The organism is Nocardia caishijiensis NBRC 108228, from assembly GCF_001612825.1.
Taxonomy (GTDB): Bacteria; Actinomycetota; Actinomycetes; order Mycobacteriales; family Mycobacteriaceae; genus Nocardia; species Nocardia caishijiensis.
Window position 1 is genome coordinate 1 of sequence record NZ_BDBE01000053.1, and the last position, 15,845, is coordinate 15,845.

A 15,845-nucleotide genomic window follows, 5' to 3' on the forward strand; every position below is an offset into this window, starting at 1 on the left:
GGTGGCCGACTCCAGTGGTGTGGTATGGCTGGGAGTGCGGTAGGTGGCCGGCTCCGGTGGTGCCGCGTGGCTCGGAGTGCGGTAGGTGCCGAACTCGAGTCGTGCCATGGGGTTGGGAGTGCGGTCATGGCGGGCTCGACTGGGTGCCGCGTGGCCTGCAGTGCGGTAGGCGGCGGACTCGACCGGCGTTACGGCCGGGAGTGCGGCAGGTGGCCGACTCGAGTGGTGGCGTATGACTGGTTGTGCGTCTCGGGTGGGCCGAGCGGGCGGTTTGTAGCGTGGCGGTGGCGGCACGCTCTTCTTTGAACGGAGTGGTTCGTGAAACTTGCAGTTATCGCCGGTGACGGCATCGGTCCCGAGGTCATCGCCGAGGCGCTCAAGGTGCTCGACGTGGTGTCGCCGGGTGTGGAGAAGACCGAGTACGACCTCGGTGCCGCCCGTTACCACCGGACCGGGGAGATCCTGCCGGAGTCGGTGTTGCCCGAGCTGAAGCAGCACGACGCGATCCTGCTCGGTGCCATCGGCGATCCGTCGGTGCCGAGCGGTGTGCTCGAGCGTGGGCTGCTGCTGAAGACCCGCTTCGCGTTGGACCATCACGTGAACCTGCGGCCGTCGAAGCTGTTCCCTGGCGTCACCAGCCCGCTCAGCGGCAACCCGGACATCGACTTCGTGGTCGTGCGTGAGGGTACCGAGGGTCCCTACACCGGGACCGGTGGCGCGATCCGCGTCGGCACCCCGCACGAGGTGGCGACCGAGGTTTCCAACAACACTCGCTTCGGTATCGAGCGCGTGGTTCGCTACGCCTTCGCGGCCGCGCAGGCCCGCCGCAAGCACCTCACGCTGGTGCACAAGAACAATGTGCTCACCTTCGCCGGTTCGCTGTGGCAGCGCACCGTCGACGAGGTCGCCACCGAATTCCCCGAGGTGCGGACCGCCTACCAGCACATCGACGCGGCGACCATCCACATGGTCAACGATCCGGGTCGCTTCGACGTGATCGTCACCGACAACCTGTTCGGCGACATCATCACCGACCTCGCCGCCGCGGTGAGCGGTGGCATCGGCCTGGCCGCCTCCGGCAACATCGACGCCTCGGGCACCAACCCGTCGATGTTCGAGCCGGTCCACGGCAGCGCCCCCGACATCGCGGGCCAGTCCAAGGCCGACCCGACCGCCGCCATTCTCTCGGTCTCCCTGCTGCTCACCCACCTGGGCAACACCGAAGCCGCCGCCCGCATCGAATCCGCCGTCGCCAAGGACCTGGCCTCGCGCACCGGCACGGCCTCCACCGTGGAGATCGGCGACCGCATCGCCGCTACTCTCTGAGGACGCCCCACCCGAAAGGGCCCGCACCGGCAATCGCTGGTGCGGGCCCTTTCTCGACATTGCACCGGCCGAGACGATGGTGTGTGCGCCGAGCAAAATGACTAGACTTGGCTCACCTGCGCATGTCGAATGAGGCGGTGTCCGCGGATGTCGGGTGAACGGCCACAGATCTGGAGGCGAGATGACCGTGGATCGCGCTGCCGATGACAGTGGGTACGGCCCCTACACTGTTCTCGATCTCCACGACCTGCCGGAGGACGGCAAAGGGTTCGAACTCGAGGACGGGTGGTTGGTCGAGGTGGCTGCGGGGGCTCGGCACAACTGGATCGCTCACCGGTTGGCGAGGATATTGCGCGACGCGCTGCCGGACGACTCTCACATGGTGTTCGACGGCGGGGAGTGGGAGATCAGCACGCCCTCCGGAGTGCGCAAGCCGGATGTTCTTGTCGTCCCCCGTGATGTCGCGCGGGCGGTGATCGTGGACGAGATACCGAAGGTGCTTCCGGGACTCGACGTCCTGCTCGCTGTCGAGGTGGTGTCGCCGGGTAGTAGCAGCGAGCGCACCGATCGGGTTCGAAAGGTGCGTGAGTATGCGGCCCTCGGCATCCCGGAGTACTGGATCGTGGAGCATCGACCCAGCATCCGGATTCTGCGCCTGCGATTCGACCCCGATGCCGGGACGTATTTCAGCGAACCACCTGTGGCGTCCGGAACAGTGTTCGAGGCAGAACTGTTGCGGGACGGCGGGGTCCGAATCATGTTCGATCCCGAGCGGCTGATCGAATTCTGAACTGGTCCGACGGCCGCTGATGGACACCCGCGTCATCCGGCGATCACGCCCCGGCCAGGGGTGCTTGTCCGCGATCATGCAATCGCGGTACGACTTGGCGCACAGCACTGTTCATGGTTTACCCGAGCATGAACGTGTGGTGAGGTCACCTGCCGGATTCGGCCCGGCGCCAGGCGGAGGAGCTCAGTAGGCGTAGGCCGTTGAGGGCGACGATCACCGTTGATCCTTCGTGGCCCGCGACGCCGAGGGGGAGGGGGAGGTGGCCGACGAGGTCCCAGGTGACCAGGACCGCGATGAAGGTGGCGGCGATGGCGAGGTTGGCGACGACGAGGCGGCGGGCTCGGCGGGACAGGGCGATGACGGTGGGAACGGTGGTGAGGTCGTCGCGGACCACCACGGCGTCGGCGGTCTGCAGCGTGAGGTCGGACGCGGTGGAGCCCATGGCGATTCCGACGTGGGCGGTCGCCAGGGCAGGGGCGTCGTTGATGCCGTCGCCGACCATCGTGACGCGTTCGCCGCCGGACTGCATGGTCCGGATGGCGGTGACCTTGTCCTCGGGCAGCAGATCTGTGCGCAGGTCGGTGATCCCGACGCGGGCGGCGAGGTGGCTCGCGGTGGGGCGGCTGTCACCGGTGAGCAGCACCGGTGGGGCGCCGGTCGATGCGGTGAGCGCGGCAACCGTGGCAGCCGATTCCGGGCGGTCGCGATCGGCGATGCCGAGGACCGCGACGGGGGAGCCGTCGCACACGACGACCACGGCGGTATGGCCGCGCGACTGCTGACTCGTGACCGCCGCGGCGACAGCTCGACCGTCGGCCGTGTCGTCCTGGCCGGACGCGAGGAGCACAGTGGGCGAGCCGATTCGGATCGAATGTCCGTCGACGGTGGCGCACACACCACGCCCCGGTTCGGACATGAAGTCCACAGCCTCGGGGAGACCAAGGCCACGCTGACGAGCCGCGCGCACGATGGCCTCGGCCAACGGATGTTCGCTGCCGTGCTCGGCCGCCGCGGCCAGCCGCAGGACCGCGTCCTCGGTGAGCGCGATCCCGGTCGGCACGTGGATCTCGGCGAGTTCGGGCGTGCCACGGGTGAGCGTGCCGGTCTTGTCGAAGGCGACGCGAGTGGTGGTCCCGAGCTGTTCCATCACGGCCGCCGACTTCACCAGCACACCGTGGCGGCCCGCGGTGGCGATGGCGGCCAGCAGCGGCGGCATCGTCGCCAGGACGACGGCACACGGCGAGGCGACGATCATGAACGTCATGGCGCGCAGCAGGGATTCGCGGACCGGTTCGCCCCACAGCAGGGGGACGACGAACACGGCGATCGTCGCGGCGACCATGCCGATCGAATAGCGCTGTTCGATCTTCTCGATGAACAGCTGGGTGCCCGCCTTGGTGCGCACGGCCTCCTCGACCAGACCGGCGATCCTGGCCACCACCCAGTCACCTGCTCGCCTATCCACCCGGACCCGCAGCGTGCCGGTGCCGTTGAGGGTGCCCGCGAAGACCTCGTCGCCGACGGTGCGGTCGACGGGGAGCGGTTCACCGGTGATGGTGGCCTGGTCGACCTCGCTCGACCCGGCCACCACGGTGCCGTCGGCCGCGATGCGGTCACCGGGCCGAACCAGCACCACGTCGCCGATCACGAGATCCGAGGCGTCGACGGTCTGTTCGTCGCCGTCGCGCAGAACGACGGCGGTGTCGGGGGTCAGGTCGAGCAACCCGCGCACGGAGTCCTCGGTCCGCGCGGTGGCCAGCGCCTCCATCGCACCGGAAGTCGCGAAGATGACGATGAGCAGCGCGCCGTCGGTCACCTGGCCGATCGATATGGCGCCGATCGCCGCGACGACCATCAGGAGGTCGACGTCGAGCGTCTTCTCCCGCAACGCCTGTAACCCGCCGAGGGCGGGCTCCCAGCCGCCGGTGACGGCGCAGGCAAGATACAGCGCCCACCACGACCACGACGGCGCACCGGTTAACTGCGCGGTCAGACCGGTCAGGAACAGTGCGAGTGAGGCTGCCGCCCACCGGATTTCGGCGATCTCGAACAGTCGTGTCCGTCGCGAGCGCGGGGCGGTGGCGGCGCCGGGACGTGCCGCGACGGCGGTGGGCATGGCCACGGAACCTCCATGAGACGGGGGATCGGAACAACCCGAGAATAACAGAACATATGAATAGGTTTTCATCTCAACGGTTCGGTTAGACTCCTGCCCATGGGACACGGTGTGGAGGGCCGCGACCGGCCGACCACCCGGCTGGACGCCGATACCGCCGCGCACGTGGCCACCACCCTGCAGGCCCTCGCCACCCCGAGCAGGCTGCTGATCCTGTCGGAACTACGACAGGGACCGCGCCCGGTCACCGAACTGGCCGAGGCCGTCGGTATGGAGCAGTCGGCCGTGTCGCATCAGCTGCGCCTGCTGCGCAACCTCGGCCTGGTCATCGGCACGCGCGCCGGTCGCAGCATCGTCTACAGCCTGCACGACAACCATGTCGCCCAGCTCCTCGACGAAGCCGTCTACCACAGCGAGCACCTGCGTTTGGGCCTGTCGGATCGCTCCGGCACCGCCTGACGCGCCACCGGCCCGAGGCGTACACAACCTCGGGCCGATAGTCGTTGGCTACCTTCCGGTTCCCCTCGGCACCAACGGCACCGCGGCCAATGCCGCGACCGCCGCGACCGCATAGGCGGCCGGATACCCGCTGACCGTGATCAACGCGCCGAACGCCGGTGGGATGACCGCGATGACGAGGTTCTGCCCCGTGTTCTGAATGCCGAGACCGCGCCCACTCCAGAACGGTCCGGCGATCTCGGCGACCGCGGTGAACGCCAACCCGTTGTCCGACACCGAGATCACCGACGCCGCGACCATCAGCGGCACCGCGATCCACCACCACCCGGTCCAGGCGGTCACCGCCAGCGCGGCCATCGCCGACACCGCGGCGATCGCGACCTGACGCAGCGGGCCGAGCCGGTTGCCGACCCGATCCGACCACGCACCCGCACCGATTCGTCCAGCGGCGCCGAGGAATTGGGTGACCGTCATCAGCGCGCCCGCCGCCGCCAGCGACCAGCCCAGGTCGCGGTGCAACCACATCAAGCCGAATGTCCACAGCGTCGCCTGCGGGAAGACCAGCAGGATGGACACGGCGTGGATGCGCCACAGCGTGGAGTCGCCGCGGTACGGGTTGGCACGGTCGGCGGCCTTCGCGGGCGGACGCGGCGGATCGACGATGCCGGTCAGGCAGCCGATCGCCCCCGCCCCGGCCAGCAGCGCGGGCACCAGCAGGGCGGCGGCGATGCCGTACCGGTCCGCGACCCACGGAATGGCCAGCGCGGCCAGGCCGACGCCGAGGGGTTGGGCGGTCTGGCGGATACCCATGGCCAACCCGCGCCGGTCCGGCGGGAACCAGCCGACGATCACCCGCCCGCTCGCCCCGTTGGAGCTGGCCGCGCCGACACCGCCGAGGAACAGCAGCACGCCGAAGGTGATCGGATCCTCGACCAGGGCCGCACCGACACCGGCGGCGAACATCAGCGTCGTGCCCGTGACCAACACGATCCGCTCACCGATGCGGTCGACCACATAACCCCAGGCGATCAGCGTGCACACCAGGCCGACGGTCGGCAGGGCGACCAGCGCGCCCGCGGCCGCCAGCGAATCCCCCCGGGCGGTGAGCGCGGGCAGCAGGAAGGGGGTGCCGTGCACGAAGGTGGAACTCGACGTCTGCGCGAGTACGCCGAGGGCGAGCATCAGCCAGCGCCTGCCGTTGCCGATCTGGGGTGCCTCGGCGGCCTGCCGCACCTTCGTCACGATCCTCACCTCGCTGAATTGCACGATTGCATCTCATTATTTGAGATCGATGTCTCATGTTATGAACATCGAGGATCACGCTACACCGATGACCCCGCATTCCGGCCTTCGGCATCGGTGTCTGACAGATCACATCCGGTCGGGCGCGTGCGTAATGCGAATCACGAACGGGGGCAGTGGGTTCGAAAACACACGAAGGTGAGTTCGCCCGCACGCCCGCCCCGGTGTGGCAGGGCGGTCACGGGCGCGTTCGGGCAGGTGGGCGCGTCTCGATAGACTCCCGGCATGCGCTTAGGTCGAGTTGCCAGTCCCGATGGAGTCGCGTTCGTCAGCATCGACGGCGACGGAAGCGGTGCCGTCGCCAAGGAGATCGCCGAACACCCGTTCGGCACGCCGACGTTCACCGGGCGGAGCTGGCCGCTGGCCGACATCCGCCTGCTGGCGCCGATCCTGGCCAGCAAGGTGATCTGCATCGGCAAGAACTACGCCGCCCACGCGGCCGAAATGGGCGGTGAGGCACCGAAGGACCCGGTGATCTTCATCAAGCCGAACACCTCGATCGTCGGCCCGAACGCGCCGATCATCCTGCCGCCCAGCTCTTCTCAGGTCGACTACGAGGGCGAGCTGGCCGTGGTGATCGGGCGCCCGTGCAAGGACGTGCCCGCCGCCAAGGCCGCCGAGGTGATCCTCGGCTACACCGTCGCCAACGACGTCACCGCCCGTGACCAGCAGCGCCACGACGGGCAGTGGACGCGCGCCAAGGGGTACGACACCTTCTGCCCGCTCGGCCCGTGGATCGAAACCGCCATCGACCCAAGCGATCTGGAGATCACCACCGAGTTGGACGGTGAGGTCGTCCAGCGCAGCCGCACGTCGCTGTTCCTGCACGACATCCCGAAGATCATCGAGTGGATCAGCTCGGTGATGACGCTGCTGCCCGGCGACGTGATCCTCACCGGCACACCGGAAGGCGTCGGCCCGCTGGCCGCCGGGCAGAACGTGTCGGTCACCGTCGAGGGCATCGGCACCCTCACCAATCCTGTTGCCACCAAGCGCTGATCCCCCAGCAAGCGCGGAGAAGAGAGTCATGACACAAGTACGGGTCCGTTTCTGCCCGTCGCCGACCGGCACGCCGCACGTAGGCCTGATCCGCACGGCACTGTTCAACTGGGCATTCGCCCGCCATCACGGCGGCAGCTTCGTGTTCCGCATCGAAGACACCGATGCCGCACGCGATTCCGAGGATTCCTACCGCGCACTGCTCGACGCGCTGCGTTGGCTCGGGCTCACCTGGGACGAGGGCCCCGAGGTCGGCGGGCCGTACGAACCGTACCGGCAGTCGCTGCGCCGCGATCAGCACCTCGAGGTGGTGCGCAAGCTGCTCGCGGCGGGGGAGGCCTACGAGGCGTTCTCCACGCCCGAGGAGGTCGAGGCCCGTCATCGCGCGGCCGGTCGTGACCCGAAACTCGGCTACGACAATTTCGATCGTGATCTCACGCCCGAGCAGATCGCCGCCTACAAAGCCGAGGGCAGGCCCGCCGTGGTGCGTTTGCGCATGCCCGACGAGGACCTCGGCTGGAATGATCTTGTTCGTGGGGAAACGACCTTCAAAGCGGGCACGGTCCCCGATTTCGCGCTCACCCGTGGAAATGGCGACCCGCTGTATACGCTGGTGAATCCGGTCGACGACGCGCTGATGAAGATCACCCATGTGCTGCGCGGTGAGGACCTGCTCTCGTCGACTCCGCGCCAGCTCGCCCTGTACGCCGCGCTGCAGCGTATCGGTGTCGCCGACTTCACCCCGGAGTTCGGTCACCTGCCGTTCGTGATGGGTCAGGGCAACAAGAAGCTGTCCAAGCGCGACCCGGAATCGAATCTGTTCCTGCACCGCGATCGGGGATTCGTTCCCGAGGGTTTGCTGAATTATCTCGCACTGCTCGGCTGGAGTATCGCCGAAGACCGCGACGTGTTCTCCATGGCGGAAATGGTCGCGGCTTTCGATATTTCCACCGTGAATTCCAATCCGGCCCGTTTCGACCAGAAGAAGGCCGACGCGATCAATGCCGAACAGATACGTCTGCTCGAGTCCGGTGATTTCGGTCACCGTTTGCGGGAGTTCCTGACCGCGCAGGGTCATATCGGAGCCGAAATCGACGAGAAGACCTTCCTGGTCGCCGCCGAACTCGTGCAGACCCGCATCGTGGTGCTCGGCGATGCCTGGGACCTGCTGAAATTCCTTTTCGTGGCGCCGGAAGAGTTCGCGATCGACCAGGCCGCGGGGACGAAGAACCTCGGTGCCGAGGCCGACCAGGTGCTCGACGCCGCCATCGCCGCGGTGGAACCGCTGGCCGAATGGACCACATCGGCCCTGGAAGAGGCCCTGAAGAAGGCGCTGATCGACGATCTGGGGCTCAAGCCGCGCAAGGCCTTCGCACCCGTGCGCGTCGCCGTGACGGGCTCGCACATCAGTCCGCCGCTCTACGAATCGATGGAACTGCTCGGCCGTGAGGTCTCGCTCGACCGACTGCGGGCCGCGCGCGGGTGGCAGCCCGCCGCGCAGTAGTCGTTCGGTCCGGCCGGTGCGGCTTCGCGTCGCACCGGCCGGACCGCGGGAAACAGCCCAAAACTGGCCGTTGAACAGGCGATTTGTAGTTTACCCCCTGCTGTTTGGTAATCTTCTTCTCGCCACGGAACACGGCCTCGCAACACCGACAACCACTCGGTGAGCGCAGGGCCGGGCGTTTCCATCCTTGGGGTATGGTGTAATTGGCAACACAGCTGATTCTGGTTCAGCCATTCTAGGTTCGAGTCCTGGTACCCCAGCTAGGTTTCACTTCGGTGAGATCGTCCTGGCCCCGTCGTCTAGCGGCCTAGGACGCCGCCCTCTCAAGGCGGTAGCGCGGGTTCGAATCCCGTCGGGGCTACCGAGAAAGGCCCCCGGTCGAATCCGACCGGGGGCCTTCTCGCATTCACAGTCGCTTGTGCAGGGCCTCCGCCGCCGCCACGAGGTCGGCCGCCCAGCGCGCGCCCGGCCGACGACCCATCCGGTCGATCGGGCCCGACACCGACACCGCCGCCACGAGCACCCCCGAAGCATCACGCACCGGCGCCGACACACTCGCCACGCCCTGCGCCCGCTCTGCCGCGCTCTGGGCCCACCCCCGCCTGCGGACCTCGGCCAGCGCCCGCTCACCGAAGACGGCGTCGGCCAGGACGGTGCGCTGCAGCTCCGGGTCGGCCCACGCCAGCAGCACCTTGGCCGCCGAGCCCGCGGTGAGCGGTAGTCGGGAACCGACGGGCACCGTGTCGCGCAGGCCGACGGGCGGCTCCAGCGCGGCCACGCACACGCGCGCGTTGCCGTCGCGGCAGTACAGCTGGACACTCTCGCCGGTGATCTCGCGCAGCCGGGGCAGAATGGCTCCGGCGGCCTCCACGAGCGGATCGGCGGCTCCCGCCGACAACTCACCGAGCGCGGGCCCCGGCCGCCACAGCCCATTGGCGTCGCGCGCGAGCAATCGATGCGTCTCCAGGCCGACCGCCAACCGGTGCGCGGTGGCGCGGGGCAGGCCGGTTCGGGTGCACAGGTCGTTGAGGCCGCATGGCTCGTCGGCGACGGCGTAGAGCACCGCCACGGCTTTGTCGAGAACACCGATACCGCTATGCTGTCTCATAGAACGATACTAACGTCTCATATCTTGAGATTCCAAGTATGCCCGTCGAAAGGTGATCAAGCAATGGCCGAGCGCGCCCGCACACTGGCCGAGAAGGTGTGGGAACAGCACGTCGTCGTCCCCGGCGGCGGTGACGGTACTTCCCGCGAACCCGACCTGATCTACATCGATCTGCACCTCGTGCACGAGGTCACCAGCCCACAGGCCTTCGACGGGCTGCGCGCGGCCGGTCGCCCGGTGCGCAGGCCCGATCTCACCATCGCCACCGAGGACCACAACGTCCCGACCGTCGACATCGACAAGCCGATCGCTGACCCGATCTCGCGCATCCAGGTGGAGACGCTGCGCCGCAACTGCGCCGAATTCGGCGTGCGCCTGCACCCGATGGGCGACACCGAACAGGGCATCGTGCACGTGGTCGGCCCGCAGCTCGGCCTGACCCAGCCCGGCATGACCGTGGTGTGCGGCGACAGCCACACCTCCACCCACGGCGCGTTCGGCGCGCTGGCCATGGGAATCGGCACCAGCGAGGTCGAACACGTGCTGGCCACCCAGACGCTGTCGCTGCGCCCGTTCAAGACCATGGCCATCACCGTCGACGGCGAATTGGCGCCGGGCGTAACCAGCAAGGACCTGATCTTGGCCGTGATCGCCGAAATCGGCACCGGCGGCGGACAGGGCTATGTGCTCGAATATCGCGGCGAGGCCATTCGCAAGCTGTCGATGGAAGCGCGGATGACGATCTGCAACATGTCGATCGAGGCGGGTGCCCGCGCGGGCATGATCGCCCCCGACGAGGTGACCTACGAATTCCTGAAGGGCCGCCCGCACGCGCCGCAGGGTGCCGACTGGGACGCCGCCGTGGCCGCCTGGGACGCGCTGAAGACCGACGAGGACGCGGTTTTCGACGCCGAGGTGCACATCGACGCGAACCAGCTGACCCCGTTCGTCACCTGGGGCACCAACCCCGGTCAGGGCCTGCCGCTCGGCGCGAACGTGCCCGACCCGGCCCGGATCGCCGACGAGACCGAGCGTGAAGCCGCCGAGAAGGCCTTGCGCTACATGGACCTGACGCCGGGAATGCCGCTGCGCGAGGTGAGCGTCGACACCGTTTTCGTCGGTTCCTGCACCAATGGCCGGATCGAGGATCTGCGCGCCGTCGCCGATGTTTTGAAGGGCCGCCACGTCGCCGACGGTGTGCGAATGCTGGTGGTACCCGGCTCGATGCGGGTGCGCGCCCAGGCGGAAAAAGAAGGACTCGGCGAGATTTTCACCGCGGCCGGTGCGGAATGGCGCCAGGCGGGCTGCTCGATGTGCCTCGGTATGAATCCGGATCAGTTGGAGCCCGGTCAGCGCTGCGCCTCCACGTCCAACCGCAATTTCGAAGGCAGGCAGGGCAAGGGCGGGCGTACCCACCTGGTCTCGCCGCTGGTCGCCGCCGCCACGGCGGTGCGCGGCACCCTGTCCTCGCCCGCCGACCTGGCCTGAGCGGCCCCCGAACCACCACGATCGAAGGAGAATCGTTATGGAAGCCTTCACTGTTCACAAAGGCATCGGGGTACCGCTGCGCCGGTCCAATGTCGACACCGATCAGATCATCCCCGCCGTTTACCTGAAGCGTGTGACCCGTACCGGTTTCGAGGACGGTCTGTTCGCTGGTTGGCGCGCCGATCCGGAGTTCATTCTCAACATCGAGCCGTACCGCAGCGGCAGCGTTCTGGTGGCCGGGCCGGATTTCGGCACCGGTTCCTCGCGTGAGCACGCGGTGTGGGCGCTGTCGGACTACGGCTTTCGAGTGGTGATCTCGTCGCGTTTCGCCGACATCTTCCGGGGGAATGCGGGCAAGGGCGGTCTGCTGGCCGCGCAGATGTCACAGAACGATGTCGAAATGCTCTGGAAGCTGATCGAGGAACAACCCGGCCTCGAATTGGTTGTCGATCTGTCGGCGCGCACCGTCACGGCGGGAACCATCGTGTTGCCGTTCGATATTGACGACTACACCCGCTGGCGTCTGCTGGAGGGTTTGGACGACATCGGCCTCACGCTGCGGCAAGGCGACGCGATCACCGACTTCGAAAAGAGAAGGCCGTCATGGAAACCCGTGACGCTGCCGGAGCCTATTTCGCAGGCGTAATCGGCTGGGGCGCTTAGGGGCGCTTCCCGGGGAGCGGTAGCTGGACGTGTGCTAAACCACATGAATTTTGGCGTGGCACATAGACTCTTGCTCAAACTGGGTTTACCGTGGTACCTAGTCGGTCCGACGACGGGCCATTAGTCTGCGGAGGATTCAATGAACAAGGCGGAACTGATCGACGTTCTGACCGAAAAGTTGGGTACGGACAGGCGCACGGCTACTGCGGCTGTCGAGAACGTGGTCGACACCATCGTTCGCGCCGTGCACAAAGGTCAAAGCGTCACCATCACCGGATTCGGTGTGTTCGAACAGCGCAAGCGTGCTCCCCGGGTCGCCCGTAACCCGCGTACCGGTGAAACCGTGAAGGTGAAGGCGACTTCGGTGCCCGCCTTCCGGCCGGGCGCTCAGTTCAAAGCGGTGATCGCGGGTAAGCAGAAGCTGGCCGCCTCCGGGCCCGCCGTGAAGCGTGGTGTGAACGCGCCCGTGGCGGCGAAGAAGGCGGCGGCCAAGAAGACCGCGGCCAAGAAGACCGCCGCCAAGAAGGCGACGCCGTCGAAGGGCCCGGCCAAGACCACGGCCCGCAAGGCCGCGACCAAGGCTCCTGCCGCCAAGAAGACGACGGCGGCCAAGGCCACCGCCGCCAAGAAGACCACGGCGGCAAAGAAGGCCCCGGCCAAGAAGACTGCGACCAAGGCCACCGCCGCCAAGACCGCTGCCAAGACCACCGCCGCCAAGACCACGGCGGCCAAGAAGACCACCGCTGCCAAGAAGGCTCCTGCCAAGAAGACTGCTGCCAAGAAGACTGCCGCCCGTCGTGCTCGTTGATCCTGCCGCAGCGGGATCAGGTCGGGGAATGTGCACGTAAAGCCGCATCACCCACCACTGGACCGAGAACGGCCCCGGAATTTCCGGGGCCGTTTCGGCTGTGTGGAGTAACTTTTGTTCAGGCGGTGACGATTCCCGTAGACAACGCACGATCCATATGGTTCGCCGCGACTAATCGGTCCCCGATGAACGACAATGCCCAGACGCTGCCCTTGCGATTACGCGCGGGCGGCAAGGCGAGGCCGTCCCGTTGCGCCAACCACTGTGTCAGATCGGGAATCACCCCGCCCTGACTGCAGACCACGGGCACACCCCGTTCTGTTACCAACGACAGAAATCGTTGCCGCGCCGCATCTTTCGCTGAATCGTAACCTTGCTCGGAAAACATTGGCTCGCAATTGATTTCGGCGTTCAGCTGGTCCGCCAACGGGGTAACGGTTTGGATACAGCGCAGTGGATCGGCCGAATGGATCCGGGATGCGCCGAACGCCAGCAGATTCGGCACGAGCGCCTGCGCCTGCCGTCGTCCGGCGGGCTCGAGCGGTCGCTGATCGTCGGGTCCGGCGAACTCGGCGCGCTTGCCCGCCTTGGCGTGCCGGACGAGCAGCACGGTGCTGGTCTTCGGAGGATGACGGGCGAAGACGCGCACGATCTGGCGGTCCATCGGGTACGACAGCTCGTCCATCACGTCGTCGAGCGGAATCCAGCGCAGCTGGTCGACTTCGGAGTTCACCGTGAACTCGCCTTCGGCCGCCTCGGCGGCCCAGTAGTCCACCCGCTTGAGCTGCCGGTGCCCCGGGATGGGATAGGTGACCCGGCCGAGATAACGCCCGAGTGTGCACGGCAGGCCGGTCTCCTCGCCGACCTCGCGCACGGCCGCGACCACCTGGCTCTCGCCGGGATCGAGCTTGCCCTTCGGCAGGGACCAGTCGCCGTACTTGGGCCGGTGGATCACCGCGATCTCCGGCCCGGCGGCGCCTGCCCGCCACAGAACCGCGCCCGCGGCATGAATATTGGGCCGGACCCGCGGATCGCGCATCGGTTCGGGCTTCTCCTGTGCGTGCTTGCTCACGGCTGTTCGGGGCGACGCAACCGCATGAGGAATTCCTGGTGATCGCGCACCTGGTCGGCGTCGGCGTCGATCGGGCTCGCCTGCCAGGAGCCGTCGGGCAGCAGTACCCAGCAGCGGGTGCGCGGGTCGAGCGCGGAGTCGAAGACCGTGCCGAGCTGTTCGGTCAGGCGCGGATCCTTCACCTGCACCATGACCTCCACCCGGCGGTCCAGATTGCGGTGCATCATGTCGGCGCTGCCGATCCAGGTCTGCTCCTGGGCCTGGAACTGCAGTACCCGCGAGTGTTCGAGGAAGCGACCGAGAATCGAGCGCACCTCGATGTTCTCGCTCAGGCCCGGTACGCCCGCGCGCAGGCCGCAGATGCCGCGCACGACGATCTGTACCGGGACTCCCGCCTGGGAGGCGCGGTAGAGGGCGTCGATGATCTGCTCGTCCACGATGGCGTTGGCCTTGAGCCGAATGCGGGCGTCGAAACCCTCACGCGCGAGTTCGATCTCGCGGTCGATCCGCTCGATGATGCCAGCCCGGACACCGAGCGGGGCGACCATCAGATTGCGGTAGTCCTCCTTGCGGGAGTACCCGGTGAGCGAGTTGAACAGATCGGTCAGGTCGGCGCCGATCTCCGGTGCCGCCGTGAACAAGCCGACGTCTTCGTACAGGCGTGCGGTCTTGGGGTTGTAGTTGCCGGTGCCGATGTGGCAGTAACGGCGGATGGTCGACCCCTCGCGCCGCACCACCAGGCACGTCTTGCAGTGGGTCTTGAGGCCGACCAGGCCGTAGACCACGTGCACGCCCGCCTGTTCCAGCGCGCGTGCCCATTTGATGTTGGCCTGCTCGTCGAAGCGGGCCTTGATCTCCACCAGGGCCACCACCTGTTTGCCCGCCTCGGCGGCCTCGATCAGGGCGTTGATGATGGGGGAGTCACCGGAGGTGCGGTACAGGGTCTGCTTGATGGCCAGCACCTGCGGGTCGGCGGCGGCCTGCTCGATGAAACGCTGCACGCTGGTGGAGAACGAGTCGTAGGGGTGGTGCACCAGCACGTCGCCCTCGCGCAGCGCGCTGAAGACATTGCGTGGGGTCTCACGCTCACCGAACGCGGCGGGGGTGGCCGGGACGTAGGGCGCGTCCTTGAGTTCGGGCCGGTCCACGCCGTAGACCTGCCACAGGCACGACAGGTCGAGCAGGCCGGGCACCTGGATCACATCGGCGGGGTCGACCTCCAACTCACGTAGTAGCAACTCCAGCATGTGCTCGGTCATGTCGTCGGAGACCTCGAGTCGCACCGGCTTGCCGAAACGGCGCCGTGCGAGTTCGCGTTCCATCGCTTGGAGCAGGTCCTCGTCGCGGTCCTCGTCGACCTCGAAGTCGGCGTTGCGGGTGATCCGGAACGAATGGGTCTCCACCACGGTCAGGCCGGGAAACAGCAGATCGAGGTGAGCGGCGATGAGCTCTTCCATCGGCAGGAACGCCGCGATCGCCGAGGGGGCGCCGGTGCGGCGCACGCGCACGAACCGGTCGACGTTGTCGGGCACCTTCACACGGGCGAAGTGTTCGCCACCGGTGCCCGCGTCCTTCACCGTCACGGCGAGATTGAGGCTCAGGCCGGAGATGTAGGGGAAGGGGTGGGCCGGGTCGACGGCCAGCGGTGTGAGGACCGGGAAGACCTGATCGGTGAAGTAGCTCGAAAGGCGTTGCCGTTCGGCGTCGTCGAGGCCCGACCAGCCGATGATGTCGATGCCCGCCTCGGCCAGCGCCGGATTCACCGAATCGATGAACACCTTCGCGTGCCGCTCGGCGAGTTCCTGCGCGCGGGCGGAGATCATCTCGAGCTGTTCCGACGGTGAGCGGCCGTCGGCCGAACGCACCGAGAGCCCTGTCTCGGCACGGCGTTTGAGCCCGGCGACCCGGACCATGTAGAACTCGTCGAGGTTGGAGGCGAAGATCGCGAGGAACTTCGCGCGCTCCAGCAACGGCAGGGAAGCGTCCTCGGCGAGCGCGAGCACCCGGGCATTGAAGTCGAGCCAGCTGAGTTCCCGGTTGAGGTAGCGATCGCGTGGCAATCGCTGCGAACTGCCGTCGGGGCCCGAGGCGATGGCGGCCGCAGGTGGCGGGGAAATCGGGGGCAGGGACTTGATGGTTTCCGTGTCGCTCACGTCATCGATCATCCCCTACGAACCGAGTGGTTCGCAGCATGACATCAGGTGAACTCC

The 15,845-nt window shown here is 67.4% G+C and carries 13 protein-coding genes and 2 tRNA genes; 10 read left to right on the forward strand and 5 right to left on the reverse strand.

Annotated elements, in window-relative coordinates:
- Window positions 1–318: 318 nt before the first annotated feature.
- Window positions 319–1,326: a 3-isopropylmalate dehydrogenase gene (locus NC7_RS26930; RefSeq protein ID WP_067988393.1), complete on the forward strand. Its 1,008-nt coding sequence runs from the start codon at window positions 319–321 to the stop codon at window positions 1,324–1,326.
- Window positions 1,327–1,507: 181 nt separating this feature from the next.
- Window positions 1,508–2,116 (forward strand): Uma2 family endonuclease, encoded by a 609-nt coding sequence (locus tag NC7_RS26935; protein ID WP_084458821.1) that lies wholly within the window; start codon window positions 1,508–1,510, stop codon window positions 2,114–2,116.
- A 145-nt stretch (window positions 2,117–2,261) separates the two neighbouring features.
- Here the strand turns inward: NC7_RS26935 and NC7_RS26940 are convergent, their stop codons facing one another.
- A complete protein-coding gene (locus NC7_RS26940) occupies window positions 2,262–4,232 on the reverse strand; it encodes a heavy metal translocating P-type ATPase (protein WP_067988536.1) in 1,971 nt (656 codons plus the stop codon).
- Between the two features lie 99 nt (window positions 4,233–4,331).
- Here NC7_RS26940 and NC7_RS26945 point away from each other — a divergent pair, with 99 nt between their 5' ends.
- Window positions 4,332–4,691: an ArsR/SmtB family transcription factor gene (locus NC7_RS26945; RefSeq protein ID WP_067493327.1), complete on the forward strand. Its 360-nt coding sequence runs from the start codon at window positions 4,332–4,334 to the stop codon at window positions 4,689–4,691.
- Window positions 4,692–4,739: 48 nt separating this feature from the next.
- Here NC7_RS26945 and NC7_RS26950 read toward each other — a convergent pair whose 3' ends face one another.
- Window positions 4,740–5,873 carry an MFS transporter gene (locus tag NC7_RS26950; RefSeq protein ID WP_084458828.1) on the reverse strand — a complete coding sequence of 378 codons (1,134 nt, stop codon included), beginning with the start codon at window positions 5,871–5,873 and terminating at the stop codon, window positions 4,740–4,742.
- 345 nt (window positions 5,874–6,218) lie between these two features.
- Between NC7_RS26950 and NC7_RS26955 the strand changes: the two genes are divergently transcribed.
- The 4 genes from NC7_RS26955 (at window position 6,219) to NC7_RS26970 (ending at window position 8,857) form a co-directional block, all read left to right on the forward strand.
- Complete coding sequence (locus NC7_RS26955) at window positions 6,219–6,992, forward strand: fumarylacetoacetate hydrolase family protein (protein ID WP_067988398.1); 774 nt, start codon at window positions 6,219–6,221, stop codon at window positions 6,990–6,992.
- A 28-nt stretch (window positions 6,993–7,020) separates the two neighbouring features.
- Complete coding sequence (gene gltX / locus NC7_RS26960; protein ID WP_067988401.1) at window positions 7,021–8,496, forward strand: glutamate--tRNA ligase; 1,476 nt, start codon at window positions 7,021–7,023, stop codon at window positions 8,494–8,496.
- A gap of 188 nt (window positions 8,497–8,684) precedes the next feature.
- Window positions 8,685–8,756 (forward strand) — tRNA-Gln (locus NC7_RS26965).
- Between the two features lie 28 nt (window positions 8,757–8,784).
- Window positions 8,785–8,857: transfer RNA gene (locus NC7_RS26970), tRNA-Glu, on the forward strand.
- Between the two features lie 45 nt (window positions 8,858–8,902).
- Here the strand turns inward: NC7_RS26970 and NC7_RS26975 are convergent.
- Window positions 8,903–9,604, reverse strand: coding sequence for an IclR family transcriptional regulator (locus NC7_RS26975; RefSeq protein WP_067988404.1), 702 nt, complete (start codon window positions 9,602–9,604; stop codon window positions 8,903–8,905).
- 63 nt (window positions 9,605–9,667) lie between these two features.
- Between NC7_RS26975 and leuC the strand changes: the two genes are divergently transcribed.
- The 3 genes from leuC (at window position 9,668) to NC7_RS26990 (ending at window position 12,563) form a co-directional block, all read left to right on the forward strand.
- Window positions 9,668–11,092 carry a 3-isopropylmalate dehydratase large subunit gene (gene leuC / locus NC7_RS26980; protein ID WP_067988406.1) on the forward strand — a complete coding sequence of 475 codons (1,425 nt, stop codon included), beginning with the start codon at window positions 9,668–9,670 and terminating at the stop codon, window positions 11,090–11,092.
- Between the two features lie 37 nt (window positions 11,093–11,129).
- Window positions 11,130–11,738 (forward strand): 3-isopropylmalate dehydratase small subunit, encoded by a 609-nt coding sequence (leuD, locus tag NC7_RS26985; protein ID WP_067988408.1) that lies wholly within the window; start codon window positions 11,130–11,132, stop codon window positions 11,736–11,738.
- A gap of 156 nt (window positions 11,739–11,894) precedes the next feature.
- Window positions 11,895–12,563 carry an HU family DNA-binding protein gene (locus tag NC7_RS26990; protein ID WP_067988410.1) on the forward strand — a complete coding sequence of 223 codons (669 nt, stop codon included), beginning with the start codon at window positions 11,895–11,897 and terminating at the stop codon, window positions 12,561–12,563.
- A gap of 118 nt (window positions 12,564–12,681) precedes the next feature.
- Here the strand turns inward: NC7_RS26990 and NC7_RS26995 are convergent, their stop codons facing one another.
- Together NC7_RS26995 and NC7_RS27000 are read right to left on the reverse strand one after the other, a co-directional pair.
- The gene (locus NC7_RS26995; RefSeq protein ID WP_067988539.1) at window positions 12,682–13,602 is read right to left on the reverse strand and encodes an NUDIX hydrolase; all 921 of its coding nucleotides are present in this window, start codon (window positions 13,600–13,602) and stop codon (window positions 12,682–12,684) included.
- Between the two features lie 29 nt (window positions 13,603–13,631).
- Window positions 13,632–15,800, reverse strand: coding sequence for an RNA degradosome polyphosphate kinase (locus NC7_RS27000; RefSeq protein ID WP_067988413.1), 2,169 nt, complete (start codon window positions 15,798–15,800; stop codon window positions 13,632–13,634).
- Window positions 15,801–15,845 lie beyond the last annotated feature (45 nt).

What these genes read in the sequence shown, in the direction of transcription:
- NC7_RS26940 (WP_067988536.1), bottom strand. Translation starts at nt 4,232, where the DNA reads ATGCCCACCGCCGTCGCGGCACGTCCCGGCGCCGCCACCGCCCCGCGC.
- NC7_RS27000 (WP_067988413.1), bottom strand. Translation starts at nt 15,800, where the DNA reads ATGATCGATGACGTGAGCGACACGGAAACCATCAAGTCCCTGCCCCCG.
- NC7_RS26995 (WP_067988539.1), bottom strand. Translation starts at nt 13,602, where the DNA reads ATGCGCGATCCGCGGGTCCGGCCCAATATTCATGCCGCGGGCGCGGTT.
- NC7_RS26945 (WP_067493327.1), top strand. Translation starts at nt 4,332, where the DNA reads ATGGGACACGGTGTGGAGGGCCGCGACCGGCCGACCACCCGGCTGGAC.
- NC7_RS26990 (WP_067988410.1), top strand. Translation starts at nt 11,895, where the DNA reads ATGAACAAGGCGGAACTGATCGACGTTCTGACCGAAAAGTTGGGTACG.
- NC7_RS26975 (WP_067988404.1), bottom strand. Translation starts at nt 9,604, where the DNA reads ATGAGACAGCATAGCGGTATCGGTGTTCTCGACAAAGCCGTGGCGGTG.
- NC7_RS26950 (WP_084458828.1), bottom strand. Translation starts at nt 5,873, where the DNA reads ATGCTCGCCCTCGGCGTACTCGCGCAGACGTCGAGTTCCACCTTCGTG.
- gltX (WP_067988401.1), top strand. Translation starts at nt 7,021, where the DNA reads ATGACACAAGTACGGGTCCGTTTCTGCCCGTCGCCGACCGGCACGCCG.
- NC7_RS26935 (WP_084458821.1), top strand. Translation starts at nt 1,508, where the DNA reads ATGACCGTGGATCGCGCTGCCGATGACAGTGGGTACGGCCCCTACACT.
- NC7_RS26955 (WP_067988398.1), top strand. Translation starts at nt 6,219, where the DNA reads ATGCGCTTAGGTCGAGTTGCCAGTCCCGATGGAGTCGCGTTCGTCAGC.
- leuC (WP_067988406.1), top strand. Translation starts at nt 9,668, where the DNA reads ATGGCCGAGCGCGCCCGCACACTGGCCGAGAAGGTGTGGGAACAGCAC.
- leuD (WP_067988408.1), top strand. Translation starts at nt 11,130, where the DNA reads ATGGAAGCCTTCACTGTTCACAAAGGCATCGGGGTACCGCTGCGCCGG.